Source organism: Candidatus Pelagibacter communis, from assembly GCF_001179985.1.
Lineage (GTDB): Bacteria > Pseudomonadota > Alphaproteobacteria > Pelagibacterales > Pelagibacteraceae > Pelagibacter > Pelagibacter ubique_J.
Genome location: NZ_CVSI01000073.1, coordinates 74,442 through 93,996, shown reverse-complemented (window position 1 = coordinate 93,996; position 19,555 = coordinate 74,442). Strand labels below are relative to the sequence as shown.

Sequence of the window (19,555 nt, the reverse complement as noted above, 5' to 3'; positions counted from 1 at the left end):
CTAAAAAAATAAATTTTGCAAAAATTAAAAATTATCTAGGGTACCCGGTTGTTATAAAGCCAATTAATGAAGGATCTAGTTTAGATGTATTTATATGTAATAATAAACTATCTTTATCATCAAATCTAAAAAAAATGAAGAACTATAATGAATTTCTTATTGAAAAATTTATTCCAGGAAGAGAAATTCAAGTTGCAATTATGGGAAATCAAAAATTAGGAGCAATAGAACTAAGGCCAAAAAGAAAGTTTTATGATTACAAAGCAAAATATCAAACAAATGCAAAAACAAAACACATAATTCCTGTAGATCTTAGTAAAAGAAATTTTAAAAAAGTTAATGAAATTGCATTAAAAGCCCACAAATTATTAGGTTGCAGAGGAATAACAAGATCTGATTTTAAATTTTATAAAAATAAATTTTATTTACTAGAACTTAATACCCAACCTGGAATGACTAACTTATCATTGGTTCCAGAAATAGCTGCACACAAAGGCATAAATTTTAAATCTTTAATAAACTGGATGATAAAAGATGCATCTACTAAAAGATAAAAAATACAAATTTATTTTTTATAGCTTTTTAGTATTATTTTTAACCTCTACTAATAATTATAATTTTATAAGTGTAAATATATTTAGTGTTAAACATATATATGTTAGTGGACTTTCTGATGATAAAAATAAAAAAATCAATAACCAAATTAAAAATATCAATGGAAAAAATATTTTTTTTTTAAAAAAAGATTATTTTACAAAATTAGTTAATAGAAATGATATAAAATATTTAAGTATTAAAAAAAATTACCCAAATGTATTAATATTAGATTTTATTCCAGCGAAACCTATATGCATAATAGAAATTGAGGATTCTAAAATTATTCTAGGAGATAATGGTAAAAAGTTGGACACAAAAATAAAAAGTAATAGCTTACCAATTGTCTTAGGCTCAGATAATTTTAGTGAAGTATTTCATGTAATTAATTTGCTAAAATCATCTAAATTTGAGTATAAAAAAGTTGAGAAAATTATTTTTTTTAAAAGTGGAAGATTTGATATTAATTTAAATAACAGTGTTATTATCAAATTTCCAATTAAGTACACTAAGGAAATTATTAATTACAGTCACAATTTGTTAAATAGAAAAAAATTTGCTAATTCTAAGATTATTGATCTAAGAATTAAAAATAAAATAATAAAATATGAATAACTCTGAAAAAGGAGATTTTTATTTTGGAATTTCAGATAATAAAATTTATATTTGTTTTTTTGAAAAAGGAAAACAAAAGTATTCAAATATTATTGAGTTCGAGATTCCTGATAATTTAATGAATAAACTAAATTTTAAACCTATACAAAATTTACTTAAAGAAAATATCCGTAAGTTAGAAAAAAGATTAGGTTTTTTTTTAATTAACGGAAATATATCTATTCAATCAAAATCTTATCAAAGTATACTATTTAGCATAAAAAATGTTTTTGATGAGAAAGTGCTTGATAAAAAAATTGTTATTAATCTTGTACAGAGTATGATCCAACAATTTGATAATAATGAAAAAAATTTATCTATTACGCATATAATAATTAACAAATATGTAATTGATGATAAAGTTTATAGTTATTTACCAAATGAAATAAGATTTAAAAAAATAGTTTTAGAAATAGAGTTTATTTGCCTAGACAAAGAGCTGATAAATAAAGTGAAAAGATTATTTAATGAGTGTAAAATTAATATTAATAAAATTGTGTCCTATGATTATGCCAAGAGATTTTTAATTAGTGATAGAGACGATACAATGTGCATATCAGCTAATAAAATTTTGAACGGGGAAAATCAATCAGAAGTATTTCTTTCAGAGGCTTTGCCAAAAAAAACAAGTATTTTTAATAAGATTTTTGGATTATTTGATTAATTAATTGTATTTTTTTGTAATATTACTTGTTTTTTCTTATTAAATATAAACATCTATAAAAACTAAATGTCGATCTTAAATCAAAAAACTATTAAGCATAGTGTAGAATTTAATGGTGTCGGACTACATTCAGGGAAAAAAGTTTTTATGACCCTATTTCCCGCACCGCCAAATACAGGAATAATATTTAGAAGATCAGATTTAAACAGCAACAATTTAGTTTATCCAAATGTGTTCAATGTTTCAAGCGCATCTTATTGCACTAAATTAACAAATGAGTTTGGCACAACCGTATCCACAGTTGAACATCTTATGGCTGCGCTATATGGATTAGGTATTGACAATCTTGTAGTTGATTTAAATTCAGAAGAATTACCAATTATGGATGGCTCAGCAAAAAACTTTGTAGAGACCCTAGAAGATGTAGGTTTTAAAATTAGTGATCTACCAATAAGAATTATTAAGATCAATAAAAAAGTTACCTACTTGGATGGTGAAAAATTTATTACTTTTGAACCAAATAAAATAAGTTTAGAAATTGATTTTGAAATAAAGTACGAACAAAATTCAATCTTAAATCAAAGAAATAAAAAAAATATTTACATAGACGATTTGAACGACATGTACAACTCAAGAACTTTTTGTTTATTTGAAGATATTGAAAAACTTAAAAAGATAGGTTTAGCTAAAGGAGGAAGTTTAGATAACGCCATAGTTTTAAAAGGTAATGAAATACTTAATTCTGAAAAATTAAGAAACCCAAAAGAATTTGTTAATCACAAAATTTTAGATTGCTTAGGGGATATTTATCTTGCAGGCTATAGAATGGTTGGCAAAATTACATCAAGCCAAGGTGGTCATAACGTAACAAATCAAGGTTTAAGAGAATTATTTAGCAATAATGAGAATTTTTCAATTATTGAATTAAAAGAAAAAAATTTACCACATTCCTTTTTAATTAAGAATCCATTAAAATCTTCAGCTTAGATATTTAAGCTTTATAATTTATCTGTTAATAATCTAGAAAATGAAAATTTTAAATAATTTTTTTAAATTAATATTAATAATCTTATTAATTTCTTGCTCAAAAAATGACAAAGTTTCAATTGTTAAAGAAAAAAATATAGAAACCCAAATGATAGAAGCTTTTAAAGAAGGGTATAGTGAGTTAGAAAATGGAGATGTATTGTTTGCTGCTAAAAAGTTTAATGAAGCCGAGCTCTTATACCCACAGTCTGTGTGGGCTCCAAAAGCTGCATTGATGGCAGCATATGCTTATTATTCTCAAGATTATTATTTTGATGCTGAGTATGAATTAAAAAGATTTATAAAAGTTTATCCAAATGAAAAAAATATATCATACGCTCATTATCTATTAGGAATGGTATATTATGAAAAAATCGTTGATGAAAAAAAAGATTTAGAGCCATTAATATTAGCTGAGGACAGATTTAAATTTATCTTAAAAAATTACCCTGATACAGATTTTGCACTAGACGCGACTTATAAATTGAATTTAATACAAGATTATCTTGCGTCAAAAGAAATGTATATTGGTATACATTACATGAAAAAAAAAAAATGGATTGCAGCTATTAATCGTTTCAAAAATGTTGTTAATAATTATGAAGAAACCTCATTTATAGATGAGGCGCTTCATAGGTTGGTTGAACTTTATTATAGACTTGGATTAATAGAGGAATCTCAAAAATATGCATCATTATTAGGTTACAATTATCAATCAAGCGAGTGGTATACGAAGACTTATAAAATTTATAATAAAAATTACAAATCTAAATTAGAAATAAAAAAAGAAAAAGATGGAATGTTTAAAAAATTTAAAAAGCTTTTAAATTAATTAAATGAGTAACTCATTATTGAAGCAATATAAAGAAAAATTAAAATTATTAGATAAATTTAACAAGCATTATTATCAAAATCAAAAACCTATAGTTTCTGATAAAGAATATGATGAACTAAAAAGTGAAATTTTAAAAATAGAAAAAAATTATAACTTTACAAATTTAAAATCACCTAGTGTTAAAGTTGGATACAAACCCTCAAAAAAATTTGAGAAATTTAGACATAGAGTAAAAATGCTATCATTATCAAATGCATTTAACGAGGAAGATTTAATAAATTTTCAAAAAAAAAATATTAATTTTTTAGCATTAGATAAGAATTATGAATTCGAATATAGCGCAGAACCAAAAATTGATGGTATTTCTGCTTCTCTAAATTATAAAAATGGTAAGTTAATAAAAGGACTTTCTAGAGGTGATGGAGAGGAAGGTGAAGATATAACTGAAAATTTAAAAACTATTAAGGATATTCCATTGAGTATCTCGCACTCAGATTTTCCTGACGAAATAGATATAAGAGGTGAAGTCTTTATAGAAACTAATGACTTTAAAAAAATTGAAAAAGATTTTGCAAATCCAAGAAATGCAGCATCTGGATCACTAAGGCAAAAAAATCCAAAAAAAACTGAATTGATTCCTCTAAAATTTATTGCTTACACTTTCGGCTTTAACTCAAATTTGAAAGAAAAAAAACAAAGTGATTTTATTAAAAATTTGGATAAGTGGGGTTTTAAAATTTCTGATTTAAATAAAACAATTAAAGGAATAAATAATTTAGTAAATTATCATTCTAACATAGAAAAAAAAAGATTTACTCTTAACTACGATATTGATGGTATTGTATATAAGGTTAACGACTTTAGCTTACAAAAAAGATTAGGTTTCATGGCCACTGCTCCAAGATGGGCAATCGCACATAAATTTTCAGCCAACTATTCAGTAACTAAAATTATAAATATCGATATTCAGGTTGGAAGAACTGGAGCTTTAACACCAGTAGCAAAAGTGAAGCCAGTTAATATTGGTGGCGTAATGGTTTCTAACGCAACTCTACATAATGAAGATGAAATAAATAGAAAGGATATAAGAATTGGTGACACCGTAAAAATTGAAAGAGCTGGAGATGTAATTCCTCACGTAATATCTGTAGATAAAAAATTAAGAACATCGAAATCGCAAAAATATATATTTCCAAATAATTGCCCCTCTTGTGGGTCAAAAACAATAAAAGAATATAATTCAACAACAAAAAAAATTGATGCAGTTAGAAGATGTAGTAATGAGGGTTTTGGATGTGAAAAAATTTCAATTGAAAAATTAAAACATTTTGTTTCCAAAGATGCCCTAAATATTGAAGGCTTAGGTAAAAAAGTTGTTGAAAAATTTTGGGATTTAAAATTTATAAAATTTCCTGATGACATCTTTAATTTAAATTTTAAAAAAATTTCAGAGTTAGATGGATGGGGACCTCTATCTGTGGAAAACCTTAAAAATTCTATAAATAAATCAAAAAAATTAAAGCTAGATAAATTTATATATTCACTTGGCATAAGACACATAGGACAAGAAAATGCTAAATTGATATCTGAATTCTTAAAAGATTATTCAAATTTTATTAACTTGAAAGATAAGCATAAGATAGAAGAATTATCTAATATAGATGGTATTGGAGAAACACAAATTAATTCTTTGAAAGCTTTTTTTGAAAATAAAACTAACTTAATGGTAACTAAGTCTTTAGGTAGAATTTTAACTTTTGAAAAAAATGTTATTAAAAAAAATAAAGGAGTATTTTCAAATAAAATATTAATGTTTACTGGTAAACTGAGCAATATAAGTAGAGCAGAAGCAAAATCAATTGTCGAAAATAATGGGGGGAAAATTGTAAGTAATGTTTCAAAAAAACTGGATTATTTAGTCATCGGTGAGAAACCGACCTCAAGAAAAATCAAAATAGCAAACGATTTAAAAATAAAAATATTAAACCAAAAAGATTTTGAAAAAATTTCAAAATTGGGACAATAACCAAAATTTTTCCTTATAATTCAAATATTTCTCTACATTTGAATAAACTTCTAAATTATAATTTGTTAAATAATCTTTTTCTCTCTTATTAAGAAGTTTGAAATTGATTAATTCTCTATCGAAAGGAACCATTGTTAAATTTTTGAAATACATATTATTTTTGAATTTTTTTACATAAATCATATTTTCTAATCTAATACCAAATTTACCTTTCTTATAATAACCCGGTTCATTGCTTATCACATGGCCTGGTTTAAGCGTTATTTTATAACCTTTAGAGATTGCAACAGGCCCCTCATGCACATTAAGAAAATAACCTACACCATGTCCAGTTCCATGAGGATAGTCTAATCCATTCTTTTTAAGGAATTTTCGAGCTAGGTTATCTATCAAGTGCGCGCTCTTTAATTTATTTAAATTTGAACTAGCAACAGCAATGTGACTCTTTAGAACATATGTAAAAATATTTTTAATTTTTTTTGTTTGTTTTCCAAGACTTATTGTTCTTGTAATGTCAGTAGTTCCGTATTTATATTGACCACCAGAGTCACATAAAAAAATATCATTTTTTTTTATAATTCTATTAGAACTTTTGTTTGCTCTATAATGGATAATTGCACCATTTGGACCTGATGCAGAAATTGTATTAAAGCTTGGGAATAAATAATTTTTATTTTTCTTTCTAAAAAAATTTAATTTTTTTTCAGCATCTAGCTCATAGAGCTTTTTTTTATAATTCTTAATCCAATACAAAAATTTTATTACTGCTACCCCATCAAAGATATGCGTTTTTATAAAATTTTTTATTTCTATATCATTTTTTATTGATTTCATATTATAAATAGGATCATTTTTTTTCGATATATTAATTTTTTTTTTTAGTATATTTCTGTAAGCCAGAGAACAACTCAATCGATCTAAAATGATTTTTCTAGATTTAAAATTTTTTAAAAAAATATTTATTTTATTTTCATCAATTACCTTCGCTTTTAACAAATGTTTTTTATTTGATAAATTTCGTATTTTTGATTTTTTTGCAAACAAATATATTTCTCCGTTTTTTTTTAAAATCATCCTACAGTTGGGAATTGGACTGTGCGGATTATCTTTACCTCTTAAATTCAACAACCAGGCGATGTTTTCAGGTGCCGTCACAAACAGGCAGTCAGACTTGTCTTCACGAAGATATCTCAAAACTTTATTAATCTTAGATTTAGCACTTTCCCCTGTAAAGTGATCTTTTATAAAATAAAATTTATTATTAACTTTTCTTGATATTTTTTTACTTATTATTTCATCGTGAATTGGCACAAGTGTAAAGTAATCTTTAAAATATCTTTCTAAACTCAAACTTGTAAAACAATAAGGATTGTAACCTATTTTGATTCTATGTTTTAAAATTTTCCAAGGAAGTTTTTTGGAAATTTCAACTACATTAAAGTTATTACCAGCCTGTGATTTAGCTTGTATTGTGTACCTCCCGTCTACAAATAGATAATTTTTATTTCTCAAAATTATTGCTAGACCAGCCGATCCATCAAAATTTGATATAAACTTTAGTCTATCGGGTGAAGAATATTCACTAAAATAATCGTCGTTTTTAGGGACAACATAGCCATCTATATTGTAAATATTAAATTTACGCCTTAATTGTTTAATTTTAAAAGAAATCATTTTAGTCGTTTTTGATATCTCAACCATCCAGGGCTTCTATAAACCTCTCCATCATTTTCTAGGTCTTGATTAAAATCAAAAAATTCTTCTTCGTCTCTCTCGTAATTATTAATTTTATTAATATATTTTTCTGGCAATTCATCAATAAATCTAGATGAAATACTGTCTATCCAATCTCCTTGATAAAATCTATTAAGTGAAAATGATATAAACACTTCATGTTTAGCTCTTGTAATGCCAACATATGCAAGTCTTCTTTCTTCTTCAAGACCCTGTTGCCCCTTTTCATCTATAGATTTTTGATGTGGAAATAAACCTTCTTCCCAACCTGGTAGAAACACTACATCAAACTCAAGACCTTTAGAGGCATGCATCGTCATTAAATTAATTTTTTCACCCTCCCAATCATTATCAATTGATGTTGCAAGGGAAACATGTTCTAAAAAACTTTCTAAATTGTCAAACTCTTTCATTGCACTTAGTAATTCTTTTATATTCTCTAGCCGATTTTCATTTTCTAAATCTTTTTTATTTTTTAACATTAAAGAATATCCAGACTCATCTAATATTATTTGGAGCAATTTTATGTGATCAATTTTTTTATTAAAATAATCATTTCTCCATTTTTCTAATAAATTCAAAAAATTTAACAAACCTACTTTTGTTTTAGGTTTAATTATATTTAAATTGATTAGGTTTTTTGATGATTTTTCAAGACTTAAACTATTATTTTTTGCATATTCACTTATTGTTTTAAATGATGAGTCACCTATAGACCTTTTTGGTACATTAAGTATTCTCTCAAAAGCTAAATCATCCTTATTTTGATAAACCACCCTAAGGTATGCAATACAATCTTTAATTTCTGCACGTTCATAAAATTTAACACCTCCTATTATTCTATAAGGCAAACCAATTTTAAGAAATCTTTCCTCAAATTCTCTTGTTTGATAAATAGCCCTCACTAATATAGCAGCATTATTCAATTTATATTTTTTAGAAATCTGATTTTCGAGAATTTTTGAAACACTAATTGCTTCATCTTTTCCATTTTTAAAACAGTTAAGGTTAATTAATTCTCCTAAACTCTGATTTGATTTAAGTTTTTTTCCTAATCTATTCTCATTATTCGAAATGAGCCCTGATGCAACATTAAGAATATTTTGTGTTGATCTATAATTTTCTTCAAGTCTAATAATTTTTGTATTTTTATAAATTTTATCAAATTCTAAAAAATTTTTTATTTCCGCTCCTCTCCAACTATAAATTGACTGATCATCGTCACCAACACAACAAATATTATCGTGATTTTTTGTTAAAAGTTTTAACCATTTGCTTTGAATTAAGTTTGTATCTTGGTACTCATCAACTAAAATATATTTGAAATTTTTAGAATACATTTCATTTATATCTTGGTTTTTCTCTAAAATTGAAACACAATGTAAAATTAAATCCCCAAAATCACAAACATTTAAATGAGTGAGTTTCGCTTGATAGATACTGTAAATTTTCAATAAATTTTTTTCAAGATTTTCTCCTTTTTTTAGGACAACATCATTAGGATACCAGCCAAAATTTTTCCATTTATTAATTAAAGCTATTATATAATTTGGAGAAATTTTTTTTGTATCTATATTCTCTGATGCGCATATTGATTTTATAAGTCTTAATTGGTCATCTTGATCAATAATTGTAAAGTTTTGATTTAGATCAACTGCCTTTGCATGTCTCCTTAAAATTTTAGCACATATTGAGTGAAAAGTACCCAGCCAAGGTAACCCAACCTGTTTATCATCAAGAATTTTGCTTACCCTATTTTGCATTTCACGAGCAGCTTTATTTGTAAAAGTTACAGATAATATTTGACTAGAAAACGCTTTCTTTTCTTTTAATATATGAGCTATCCTTGAAGTAAGTACTTTAGTTTTTCCAGATCCAGCTCCAGCAACAATTAGAAGTGGTCCCTTGATATGTAAAACAGCTTCTTTTTGAGATTTATTTAAATTATTTAAATATTTAAGATTTGTCATTTTAATTAATAAATTTAACTAATATAAATCATTAACACATTATGAAAAATTTTAAATTGAAATTAAATTTTTTATCAATTTTTTTCAGAAAAATTAAATTGACTAAAAAAATTACTAATATTTTACAAAATTTAAAATATCGCTTAAAAATATATGTCGTTAAAAAAAAACCCTTTGAATTGTTCACCAAATTTAATTTTAACAGATTTAAAATAAGATATTTAATTTTTTTCTTCAGTTTATTATTTTTTTATTATCTTATTTATCTATCTTTTCCAGGGATACTACATAATAAATCAGACCAAAACTATCTTACTAAATTACTTAAAGAACAATATGGTATAGAGTTCTCACTTACTCCTGAAATTAATTACTCAATACTTCCAAAACCACATTTCCAAATAGATAATGTAATTATATTTAATAATTATAATAATTTTCAAAAAGAAATTGCGCAGGTAAAAAAATTGAAACTTTATTTAGTACAAACAAATTTTTTAAAAAAAAGACAATTAAAAATAAAATCAGTTGAACTTTTTGAAACGAATTTTTTTATCAGTAAAACTGATATATCTTTTTTAAATAATTTTCTAAAAAATGGTTTTAAACAAAAACCTATGATTATTAAAAGAGCAAATTTATTTTTTCAAGATGTGGAAAAAGGAACAATATCATTTTTAAACCTTAAAAAAGTTCAAATGCAATTTAATGACAAAAATAATAATGATGTTTTATTATCTGAGGGGAAAATTTTTAATATTCCTTTTAAAATAACATGGAAACAGGATTTAAAAAAATTAGAGCAAAGCACTAATTTAAAGTTTAAAAAAATTAATCTTAATATTCTAAATTCATCAATATTTATCGACAAAAAAAGTATAAATAAACTACAAGTTTATTTAAATAGATCTAGATATATTATTAATTATAATTTGAGTTCAGATAAAATTAATTTTAATTCAAGCAATTCTTTTATAGGAAATAACAAACTCATTTACTCTGGTAATATATTTTTAAATCCTTTCAATTTTAATATAAAATCTACTTTAGATAGCCTAAAAATTAAAAGATTATTTTCAAACAATTCTATTTTAAGAGAAATTTTATCTGATGATTTTATATTGAATGAAAATTTCAACGGTAAAATAAATCTAAATGTAAAAAAGTTAGAAAATAATCCATTTTTTGATAAACTTAAAATGAATATAAATTTTAAGGGTCAAAAACTGGAATTTAATGATTCAACTTTCTTAAACGATAAAATTGCAAATTTAATTGTGAAAAAAGGAATATTATATGAGGAAAAAAATAATATAATTTTTAAGAGTAATGTTGATTTTGTTGTAAACGATTTAGATAGGTTTTATAATAAACTTGTAGTTCCCAAAAAAAATAGGCAAGATTTAAAAAGAATAACATTTGAGTTTTTAATTAATCTGACTACTAACGACTTTAAAATTTTGAATATTACAAATCAAAATTTTAAAAATAAAGAATTTCCAGAAATCGATGAATTGATTTACGAATTTAACAACGGTAGTTTTGAAATTTCAAATTGGATAGAATTTAAGATTTTTGCAAATAAGATAATATCTTCCTATGCTGGTTGAATCATTTTTTTTGGATCTACAATTTTGTGATATTCTTTTTCATTCATTAGACCACTTTTAATTACCTCAGCTTTTAGGGTAGTATTATTCTTTAAAGCTTTTTTTGCAATATTCGCTGCTTTGTCGTAACCTATAGTTGGTGCCAGCGCAGTTACTAACATTAAAGAATTTTCTAAATCTTTTTTTATTTTATTTTTGTTAGCTTTAATGCCACTTACACAAAATTTTGCAAAATTTTTTGAGCTGTCAGCAATTAGGTCAATTGACTGCAAGATATTGTGCGCAATTAAAGGCTTGAATACATTAAGCTCAAATTGACCTTGGGATCCTGCGATTGTGATACCTGTATGATTGCCAATCACCTTTACACAAACCATAGTAACTGCTTCTGATTGAGTGGGATTTATTTTACCGGGCATTATAGAAGAGCCAGGCTCGTTTGCAGGTAAATTTAATTCACCATAACCAGCTCTTGGTCCTGATCCAAGAAATCTAATATCATTTGCGATTTTTAGTAAACAAACTGCCGTAGTATTCAGAGTTCCAGAAAAATTTACAATTGAGTCATGTGCTGCGAGGGCTGCAAACTTATTATTTGAAGGCTTAAAATTTAAATTTGTTAATTTACTAATTTCTCTACAAATTTTCTTATCAAAGTTTTTCTTAGTGTTTATACCTGTACCTACAGCTGTCCCTCCTTGAGCTAGATAATGTATTTCTTTGATTGCAATTTTTATTCTGGTAATACAATCCTGAAGTTGTGATTGATAACCAGAAAACTCTTGCCCAAGTGTTAAAGGGGTTGCATCTTGCAAATGTGTTCTACCCACCTTTATTATTTTTTTAAATACTTTTACTTTCTTCATTAGCTCTTTATTTAAAAGATTTAAACTTGGTAATAGTTTGCTTTTTGTCTCCAAAGCTATTGCTATATGCATAGCTGTTGGAAAAACATCATTTGTAGATTGGGATTTATTTACATGATCATTTGGATGCACAGGTTTTTTTGAACCTAATTTTCCACCCAAATATTCTATAGCTCTGTTTGCTATAACCTCATTTACATTCATATTGGTTTGAGTACCAGATCCAGTTTGCCAAACTTTTAAAGGAAAATTATTTTGAAGCTTGCCTTTGATGACGTCATTTGATGCTTTTATGATTGCGTTTGCAATTTTTGAATTGATTTGTTTGTCTTTTTTATGAACTATTGCTGCAGACTTTTTAATAATTGCAATAGACTTTATCAATACTTTTTGAACATAAATTTCTCCAATATCAAAAAACTTTTTTGATCTCTCTGTTGATGCTCCCCAATATTTATCATTTGGGACATTAATTTTTCCAATTGTGTCGTACTCTTTTCTAAATTTCATTTGGATAATAATATTTATCTTATACATTAAAAATAAAAAGAATCATATAGGAGAGCTATGACAAATTTTGAAAAAGTTGGATTGTTTATGTCTACATTTGGGCAAGAAATTAAAAAAAAGGCGAGCTTAAGTAGTGATAAAATTAATAATTTAAGAATTAACTTAATTGAAGAAGAGCTTAACGAATTCAAAGAAGCTATTTCAAAAAAAGATTTAAAGGAAGTAGCAGATGCTCTGACAGATATTTTATATGTCACATATGGTGCGGGACATGCATTTGGTATCAATTTGGATGACTGCTTTGAAGAAGTTCAAAAATCTAATATGAGCAAATTAGGTGATGACGGAAATCCAATTTATAATGAAAATGGAAAAGTTATGAAAGGACCAAAATATTTTAAACCAGATTTAAAAAAATTTTTAGTTTAATTTCAATTATTTAGAATAAACATCAATACATCGCTTATTAAGTACATAGAAACAGTAAAACCAATAAAAAAATTCCAATACATAAAAGTTACAGTTCTGTTTCTAATTCTTCTCTTTCTTACAAACTCTTTATCATCTAAGTCAGAGACGTCTCTAACACCCTTTACCTGGTAATCATATGACCATCGCCATACAGAGTTCCCAAATCTTTCATCTGTCTTATTATAATATCTTATCCATGCAGTTATATATTGATGTAAGAGATAAATTATAAACAAAGCAAAAAATCCTGAAAACATAATATTAAACTATAGAATTATTATATAAAAAAAAAGGGGCGTTCTGTTGCCAGGTGCCCCAAACCCCGTAACTTAATTAAAAAATTAATTAAGCTGCAAGTGCAAATTTATTATTTGCAATTGTAAATAGCCCGTTACGGTGGAACAATTCCGAACGAAAGAAAGACTTTTAGACATCCGTCGATCCTAGTTCACCCCCATAAGTTGTAAATTTTTGGTGGAGGTGGTGGGTACTGCCCCCACGTCCGCAATGTTTATTACGAAATTCGTTTATCGTCGTAGTTGGAAAACCAACACATATAATATAAAAGCAATATTATTAGATTCAATAAATAATTCATGAAACTTACAAAAGAACAGGCTCAGGAAATAAAGGATTTACAATCTCAAGAAAATAAAACTAAAAGAGTAGTCGCGCCCGAGCTAGAAAAAATACTTTATGATGCAATTTCTGTTTTAGACCATGGTTTTGTTAGAGTTATAGATTACATGGGCGATGATACTTCTATCGTTCAAGCAGCAAGAGTATCATACGGTAAAGGAACAAAAAAAGTTTCAACAGATAGTGGTTTAATAAAATATTTAATGAGACATTGGCACAGCACTCCATTTGAAATGTGCGAAATTAAATATCACGTAAAGCTTCCAATATTTATAGCGAGACAATGGATTAGACACAGAACAGCAAATGTGAATGAATACTCAGCAAGATATTCTATTCTAGATAAAGAATTTTATCTTCCAAAAAATGAGCACCTTGCTGCACAATCTAAAAGTAATAGACAAGGACGAGGAGAAGTTCTTCAAGGCGAACAAGCAAAAAAAGTTCTTAACCTTTTAAAAAATGATGCCGAAAGAACATATGATAATTACGAAACGATGTTGAATGAACGATACGATGGTTCAGTAGTTGATGAAAATGAAACTGGACTTGCTCGAGAACTTGCAAGAATGAATTTAACATTAAATACATATACACAGTGGTATTGGAAAACTGATCTTTTAAATTTAATGAATTTTTTAAGATTGAGAGCTGATCATCATGCTCAATATGAAATAAGAGCCTATGCAGACGTGATGTTAGATACTTTAAAAAGATGGGTCCCAATTACTTATGATGCATTTATGGATTATAGAGTTGGCGGAACAGAAGTCTCTTCGAAGGGTAAAAAAATCATCCAAAAATTAATAAGTGGAGAAAGTGTTGATGCAGAACAGTCTGGTTTATCAAAAAGAGAGTGGAATGAGCTAATGTCTGCTTTTGATCTCAATAATAAAATAATTTAAAGTTAAAATATTTTTGCTATAAAATTTGTGAAATGAGACTGTTGATAATAAATATATTGAAAAAATATTTAGGTATAATTGCTTTAATAATTTTTATTTTCTCTAACTCAACTTCTTTTGCAGCTGTTAAACAATATGTTGATAATTTACTTATTGCTAATGGTATTCAACAACAACCAACTGGCATAGTATTTAATCCTGATGGAACAAGGATGTATATATCAGGCATAGACTCTGATAGAGTTATCCAATATTCATTAACAACACCATTTGATATTTCTACAGGAACGCTATTATCTGATCAGCATTGTGCAATTGACGATATAGATGGACATGGTGGTCTTGATCCTATTAATTTTAGATTTAATGGTGACGGCACAAAAATGTTTATATTAGACACCATAAATGGAAACACCGAGTCAATTGATACATATTCTTTAACTACACCCTATGACATATCAACTTGCTCTTACATTGTTGGTAGCACCCAAACTTTTGGAGGTGGAATGGAGATGAGAGATATACAATTTAATCAGGATGGTACAATGTTGTTTATATTTAACCAAACAGGTAACTATGATATTAAACAATACTCACTCGGAAGTGCTTATGATTTATCAAGTCCAACATTAATTGCATCATATGGTGGTCCGGGGTCTGGTGGTCTAAAGGCAATTCAAGCATTTGCACAAGGGATGACGTTTAGTTTTGATGGATCAAGAATGTTTTTGTCAGGCAACAAAGATACTAATGATGTACAAGAATTTCTATTATCTACTCCTTTTGATTTATCTGACACTATAACTTACACAGGAAAGTATGATGCTAGCGATCAAATTGATAGAATATCAGGAATTGCATTTAGCTCTGATGGTATGAAAATGTTTCTCACTGATTGGAGGAGTCTCGCTTCCACTAGGGGCATGTATGAATACGATTTAACTTGTCCTTTTGGAGTTATTACGTGTCCAGATCCATCGACAAACAAGGACGATGTAGCATTAGTTCAAACTCAATCAGAAGCAGCTAAAAGATTAATACAACATAATACATCTACAGTTCTTAACCGTATGGAGTGGTTGAGAAGAAATAAAGAAAAGAAAAATTTAACTAACCAAAATTTAAAAGTTCAATTTTCAAATCAATCGTTAAATTCATTGGTAAATAGTTTAGCTTCGACTTATTTTGCTAATTATAATTCATCTAACACTGAAAACTTTGATAATGTATTGAATTTTTGGAGTGAAGGCACAATTAGTATTGGTAAAACAGGTGATACTAAATTCTCCTCTTCAAAAAAAGTTAGCACAACCGGTTTTACTATAGGTGCAGATAAAAGAAATGCCGATAATTTAATGAGGGGAATAGCAATAAGATTTGGAAATGATGATGTTGATGTAGGAAGTGTTGGAAGTGCACTTGATATGAGATCGCTAAGTTTTACGTTTTATGAAACTAAACCAAAAGGAAATAATAAGTTCTTAGATAATTTAGCAGGATTAAGTTTATTAAAATCTGACATTGTTAATAGCAATGGATCATCATCTAATACTGGTGAGAGAGACGGAGTACAGTTGTTTGGTGCAATTAACTTAAGAAACACGCTAATAAAAGAAAATATGAACTTTACACCTAAATTTAAGATTAATTATGGATTAACTCATTTATCAGAATACACAGAGCAGGGTAATGAAAGTAGAATGAAATATGAAGACCAGATAATAGGAAATTTTGTAACTTCTGTTGGGTCAAGTATACAGAGTACAATTAATTTAGAAACAAGAGAAATGATACCTTTTTTTGACTTTGAGTACTCAGCTGATATGAGCCCGTCAACAAAGCAAAAATTATCTTATGTGTCAAATGGTGAAAGTTTTACTTTTAATAATATTAATAATGCTACGCAAAATGTACATTTGGGTATTGGCCTTGACATAGTAGCAGATGATGGATCCTCATTAATGACTAAATATACTAGAAACCAGGCGCAGCACGGCGGTTATGAAGATAGTTTTATAATTTCTTTTGATTATAGCGCCTCTGAAACTTCTTCCTATAATTTTTCACTTCAAGATACATCAACAGAATTTGCTTATAAAAAAGAACTACAAGGATTAAATATTGATGTAACTAGTAATTTTGACTTCTTTAAAGATGAACCTGAATACGGATTGTATCTAAAGGCTTATAGTCATTATTAAAAATTTACTTTAAATAATTAGATTTAATTTTATTAGCAAAATTAATATAAATTTTTGATATTTCATTGTCTGGATTACTTTCAACAATTGGCTTACCTTGATCACCAGATTTACCTACTTCAGGATCAATAGGAATTTCGCCTAAAAACTCTTTATTAAATTCCTCAGCAGTTCTTTGAACACCACCTTCACCAAAAATTGGATATTTTTTTCCATCTTCACCTTTAAAAAAACTCATATTATCAACCAAACCAATTATTTTAACCCCAAGTTTATCAAACATTTTTATACCTCTTTTTACATCCTGAAGTGCTAATTCTTGAGGGGTTGAGACAATTATAGCCCCATCCATTTCTATTTCTTGCGCAAAAGTTAGTTGTGTATCTCCAGTTCCAGGTGGCATATCAACAATTATAAAATCTAAATTACTCCAACTTACTTTTTGAGCAAAAGTTTTTATCGTGCTGGTTACCATTGGGCCTCTCCATATCATTGGAGTTTGTTCATCCGTTAAGAAACCGATTGACATACATTGAATGTCATACTTAATAATAGGTTTTAAATTTGACCCATCACTCTCAGGTTTTTGGTTAATTGAAAAAAGTTTTGGTAATGACGGACCGTAAATATCTGCATCCAATAATCCAACCTTACATCCCAAATTTTTTAATGCTAAGGCAAGATTTGTTGCAAAAGTTGATTTTCCAACACCTCCTTTGGCGCTTGATATCGCAATCGTGAACTTTGTGCCTGATATTGGGTTTTTGACAAAGGTTTTTTTATAAGGTTTTCCTATCATTGCTACATTAAGTCCAGTTTTTTAAGGGTTCTTTTAACATACTAAACTTGTTTTTCCCAACAAAGACACTATATAAAGTGCATGGTCGATGATTTTAGAAGTAGAGGTGGTAGTCCTTGGGGATCTCCTCCAGGTGGTGGAAACGGCTCAGGGAGAAGAGGCCCAACTCCTCCAAATATAGATGAGATTATCAAAACTTTACAAGATAAAATAAATAAGTTTTTACCTGGCGGTGCATCTAAAGGTGGTAAACCATTGGTTTTTGGAATTTCAATATTATTAATAATTTATGCTTTAAGTGGTTTATATCGTGTTTTACCAGACGAGCAGGGCGTTGTTTTGAGATTTGGAAAATTTGTTACAACAACCCAACCAGGTTTAAATTATCACATACCTTTCCCAATCGAAAGCGTAATTACGCCAAAAGTTACAAAAGTAAACAGAATTGATATTGGTTTTAGATCAGAGAGAGATTCAGGATTTAGTTCAGGTGTAGTAGCAGATGTTCCAGAGGAAAGTTTAATGTTAACTGGAGATGAAAACATTGTTAACATTGATTTTTCAGTATTTTGGGTAATCAAGGATGCTGGAAAATTTTTATTTAAAATTCAAGATCCAGAGGGAACTGTAAAAGCTGCAGCAGAAACGGCAATGAGAGAAGTGATAGCTAAGAGTAATATACAACCTATTTTAACTGAAGGGAGATCATTAATAGAGCAAGAAACGGAGACCATTATTCAACAAATTTTAGATGAGTATCAAAGTGGTATTCAAGTAACACAAGTACAAACACAAAAAGCTGACCCACCCGATCAAGTTATTGATGCATTTAGAGATGTTCAAGCAGCAAGAGCAGACATGGAGAGATCAAAAAATGAAGCCGAGGCTTATGCAAATGATGTTATACCTAGAGCAAGAGGTGAAGCTGCAAAAATACTTCAAGCTGCTGAAGCTTACAAAAAAGAAGTTGTTGCAAAAGCAGAAGGTGAGGCAAGTAGATTTTTATCTATTTTTAACGAGTACAGAAAAGCAAAAGAAGTAACACAGGAAAGAATGTATCTCGAAACTATGGAAAAAGTGCTGGCTGATATTGATAAAGTAATAATTGATAAAGATTCTGGATCAGGAGTTGTTCCATATTTACCATTGCCAGAACTAAAAAAGAAAACTAATTAACATGAAAAAATTTGCACTACCAATAATTCTAATTATAGCTTTTACAGCTTTCTTCTCAATCTTTATAGTAAAAGAGATAAATCAAGCAATAGTATTACAGTTTGGTGACCCCAAAAAAATTATTTTAAAACCAGGAATAAACTTTAAGTTACCTTTCATTCAAAACGTAGTTTATTTAGATAAAAGAATATTGAATTTAGATACACCACCAGAGGAGGTAATTGCCTCAGATCAAAAACGTTTGATTGTTGATGCTTTTGCGAGATTTCAAATTGTTGATCCATTAAAATTTTATATATCGGTTGGTAACGAAAGAGTTGCTAGATCGAGATTATCTACAATTATCAATTCAAGAATAAGAAACGTATTAGGTCAGCAAGAGCTGCAAACTTTATTATCACAAGACAGAACAAAACAAATGGCTTTAATACAAGAAGGTGTAAATAATGAAGCTGAAAATTTTGGAATTAAAATAGTTGATGTAAGAATTAAAAGAGCTGATCTTCCACAAGCGAACAGTGATGCAATTTACAGAAGAATGCAAACTGAAAGGGAAAGAGAAGCAAAAGAATTTAGAGCTAAAGGTGCAGAAATGGCAGTCACAATAACATCAACTGCTGATAAAGAGGTTACAGTAATACTAGCAGATGCAGAAAAAAAATCCCAAATCATGAAGGGTGAAGGTGATGGAAAAAGAAATAAAATATTTGCGGATGCATTTGGACAAGACCCTCAATTTTTTGCATTTTACAGAGCAATGCAAGCTTACGAGAAAGCTTTAATAGGTGGTGAAACCTCTTTAATTCTTTCACCAGATAGTGAATTTTTTAAGTTCTTCGGAGATATAAAAGCAAAACAATTAAACCAGTAAAAGT

17 protein-coding genes and 1 other RNA gene are annotated in these 19,555 nt (G+C 27.7%); 12 read left to right on the top strand and 6 right to left on the bottom strand.

The window, feature by feature from the left end:
- The 6 genes from AMN80_RS05370 to ligA form a co-directional block, all read left to right on the top strand.
- Positions 1–554 (top strand): ATP-binding protein (locus AMN80_RS05370; RefSeq protein WP_143323390.1); only part of this gene is annotated, 554 nt, incomplete at its 5' end.
- Positions 535–1,209 (top strand): cell division protein FtsQ/DivIB, encoded by a 675-nt coding sequence (locus AMN80_RS05365; RefSeq protein ID WP_075520944.1) that lies wholly within the window; start codon positions 535–537, stop codon positions 1,207–1,209. The genes AMN80_RS05370 and AMN80_RS05365, both read left to right, overlap by 20 nt.
- Positions 1,202–1,912: a hypothetical protein gene (locus AMN80_RS05360; RefSeq protein ID WP_075520943.1), complete on the top strand. Its 711-nt coding sequence runs from the start codon at positions 1,202–1,204 to the stop codon at positions 1,910–1,912. The genes AMN80_RS05365 and AMN80_RS05360 overlap by 8 nt, the downstream gene beginning before the upstream one ends.
- A gap of 66 nt (positions 1,913–1,978) precedes the next feature.
- Entirely contained in the window at positions 1,979–2,899 is a 921-nt protein-coding gene (gene lpxC, locus AMN80_RS05355; protein ID WP_075520942.1) for a UDP-3-O-acyl-N-acetylglucosamine deacetylase, read from the top strand.
- A gap of 40 nt (positions 2,900–2,939) precedes the next feature.
- Positions 2,940–3,770 (top strand): outer membrane protein assembly factor BamD, encoded by an 831-nt coding sequence (locus AMN80_RS05350; RefSeq protein WP_075520941.1) that lies wholly within the window; start codon positions 2,940–2,942, stop codon positions 3,768–3,770.
- 4 nt (positions 3,771–3,774) lie between these two features.
- Positions 3,775–5,799, top strand: coding sequence for an NAD-dependent DNA ligase LigA (gene ligA / locus AMN80_RS05345; protein ID WP_075520940.1), 2,025 nt, complete (start codon positions 3,775–3,777; stop codon positions 5,797–5,799).
- Here the strand turns inward: ligA and AMN80_RS05340 are convergent.
- A complete protein-coding gene (locus tag AMN80_RS05340; protein ID WP_075520949.1) occupies positions 5,782–7,473 on the bottom strand; it encodes an aminopeptidase P family protein in 1,692 nt (563 codons plus the stop codon). The genes ligA and AMN80_RS05340 overlap by 18 nt on opposite strands.
- Positions 7,470–9,503, bottom strand: a complete 2,034-nt coding sequence (locus AMN80_RS05335) for an ATP-dependent helicase (protein WP_075520939.1) — start codon at positions 9,501–9,503, stop codon at positions 7,470–7,472. The genes AMN80_RS05340 and AMN80_RS05335 overlap by 4 nt, the downstream gene beginning before the upstream one ends.
- 41 nt (positions 9,504–9,544) lie before the next feature.
- On the opposite strand from AMN80_RS05335, the gene AMN80_RS05330 reads away from it, so the two are divergent.
- On the top strand, positions 9,545–11,113 hold the full coding sequence (locus AMN80_RS05330) for a hypothetical protein (RefSeq protein ID WP_075520938.1): 1,569 nt from the start codon (positions 9,545–9,547) through the stop codon (positions 11,111–11,113).
- On the opposite strand, the gene fumC is transcribed toward AMN80_RS05330, so the two are convergent.
- Positions 11,101–12,489 (bottom strand): class II fumarate hydratase, encoded by a 1,389-nt coding sequence (gene fumC / locus AMN80_RS05325; protein WP_075520937.1) that lies wholly within the window; start codon positions 12,487–12,489, stop codon positions 11,101–11,103. The two genes, AMN80_RS05330 and fumC, sit on opposite strands and share 13 nt — an antisense overlap.
- A gap of 57 nt (positions 12,490–12,546) precedes the next feature.
- On the opposite strand from fumC, the gene AMN80_RS05320 reads away from it, so the two are divergent.
- Positions 12,547–12,918, top strand: a complete 372-nt coding sequence (locus AMN80_RS05320; RefSeq protein ID WP_075520936.1) for a pyrophosphohydrolase domain-containing protein — start codon at positions 12,547–12,549, stop codon at positions 12,916–12,918.
- Positions 12,919–12,920: 2 nt separating this feature from the next.
- Here the strand turns inward: AMN80_RS05320 and AMN80_RS05315 are convergent, their stop codons facing one another.
- The gene (locus AMN80_RS05315; RefSeq protein ID WP_075520935.1) at positions 12,921–13,217 is read right to left on the bottom strand and encodes a hypothetical protein; all 297 of its coding nucleotides are present in this window, start codon (positions 13,215–13,217) and stop codon (positions 12,921–12,923) included.
- A gap of 32 nt (positions 13,218–13,249) precedes the next feature.
- Positions 13,250–13,550, bottom strand: a transfer-messenger RNA (tmRNA) gene (gene ssrA, locus AMN80_RS05310).
- Between the two features lie 6 nt (positions 13,551–13,556).
- Between ssrA and thyX the strand changes: the two genes are divergently transcribed.
- Together thyX and AMN80_RS05300 are read left to right on the top strand one after the other, a co-directional pair.
- Entirely contained in the window at positions 13,557–14,504 is a 948-nt protein-coding gene (gene thyX, locus AMN80_RS05305; protein WP_075520934.1) for an FAD-dependent thymidylate synthase, read from the top strand.
- Between the two features lie 32 nt (positions 14,505–14,536).
- Positions 14,537–16,705 carry an autotransporter outer membrane beta-barrel domain-containing protein gene (locus AMN80_RS05300; RefSeq protein ID WP_075520933.1) on the top strand — a complete coding sequence of 723 codons (2,169 nt, stop codon included), beginning with the start codon at positions 14,537–14,539 and terminating at the stop codon, positions 16,703–16,705.
- A 4-nt stretch (positions 16,706–16,709) separates the two neighbouring features.
- Here the strand turns inward: AMN80_RS05300 and AMN80_RS05295 are convergent, their stop codons facing one another.
- Entirely contained in the window at positions 16,710–17,504 is a 795-nt protein-coding gene (locus AMN80_RS05295) for an Mrp/NBP35 family ATP-binding protein (protein WP_075520932.1), read from the bottom strand.
- Positions 17,505–17,585: 81 nt separating this feature from the next.
- On the opposite strand from AMN80_RS05295, the gene hflK reads away from it, so the two are divergent.
- Both hflK and hflC read left to right on the top strand, forming a co-directional pair.
- Positions 17,586–18,680, top strand: coding sequence for an FtsH protease activity modulator HflK (gene hflK, locus AMN80_RS05290; protein ID WP_075520931.1), 1,095 nt, complete (start codon positions 17,586–17,588; stop codon positions 18,678–18,680).
- A gap of 1 nt (position 18,681) precedes the next feature.
- On the top strand, positions 18,682–19,551 hold the full coding sequence (gene hflC / locus AMN80_RS05285) for a protease modulator HflC (protein ID WP_256998004.1): 870 nt from the start codon (positions 18,682–18,684) through the stop codon (positions 19,549–19,551).
- The last annotated feature ends 4 nt before the right edge of the window (positions 19,552–19,555 follow it).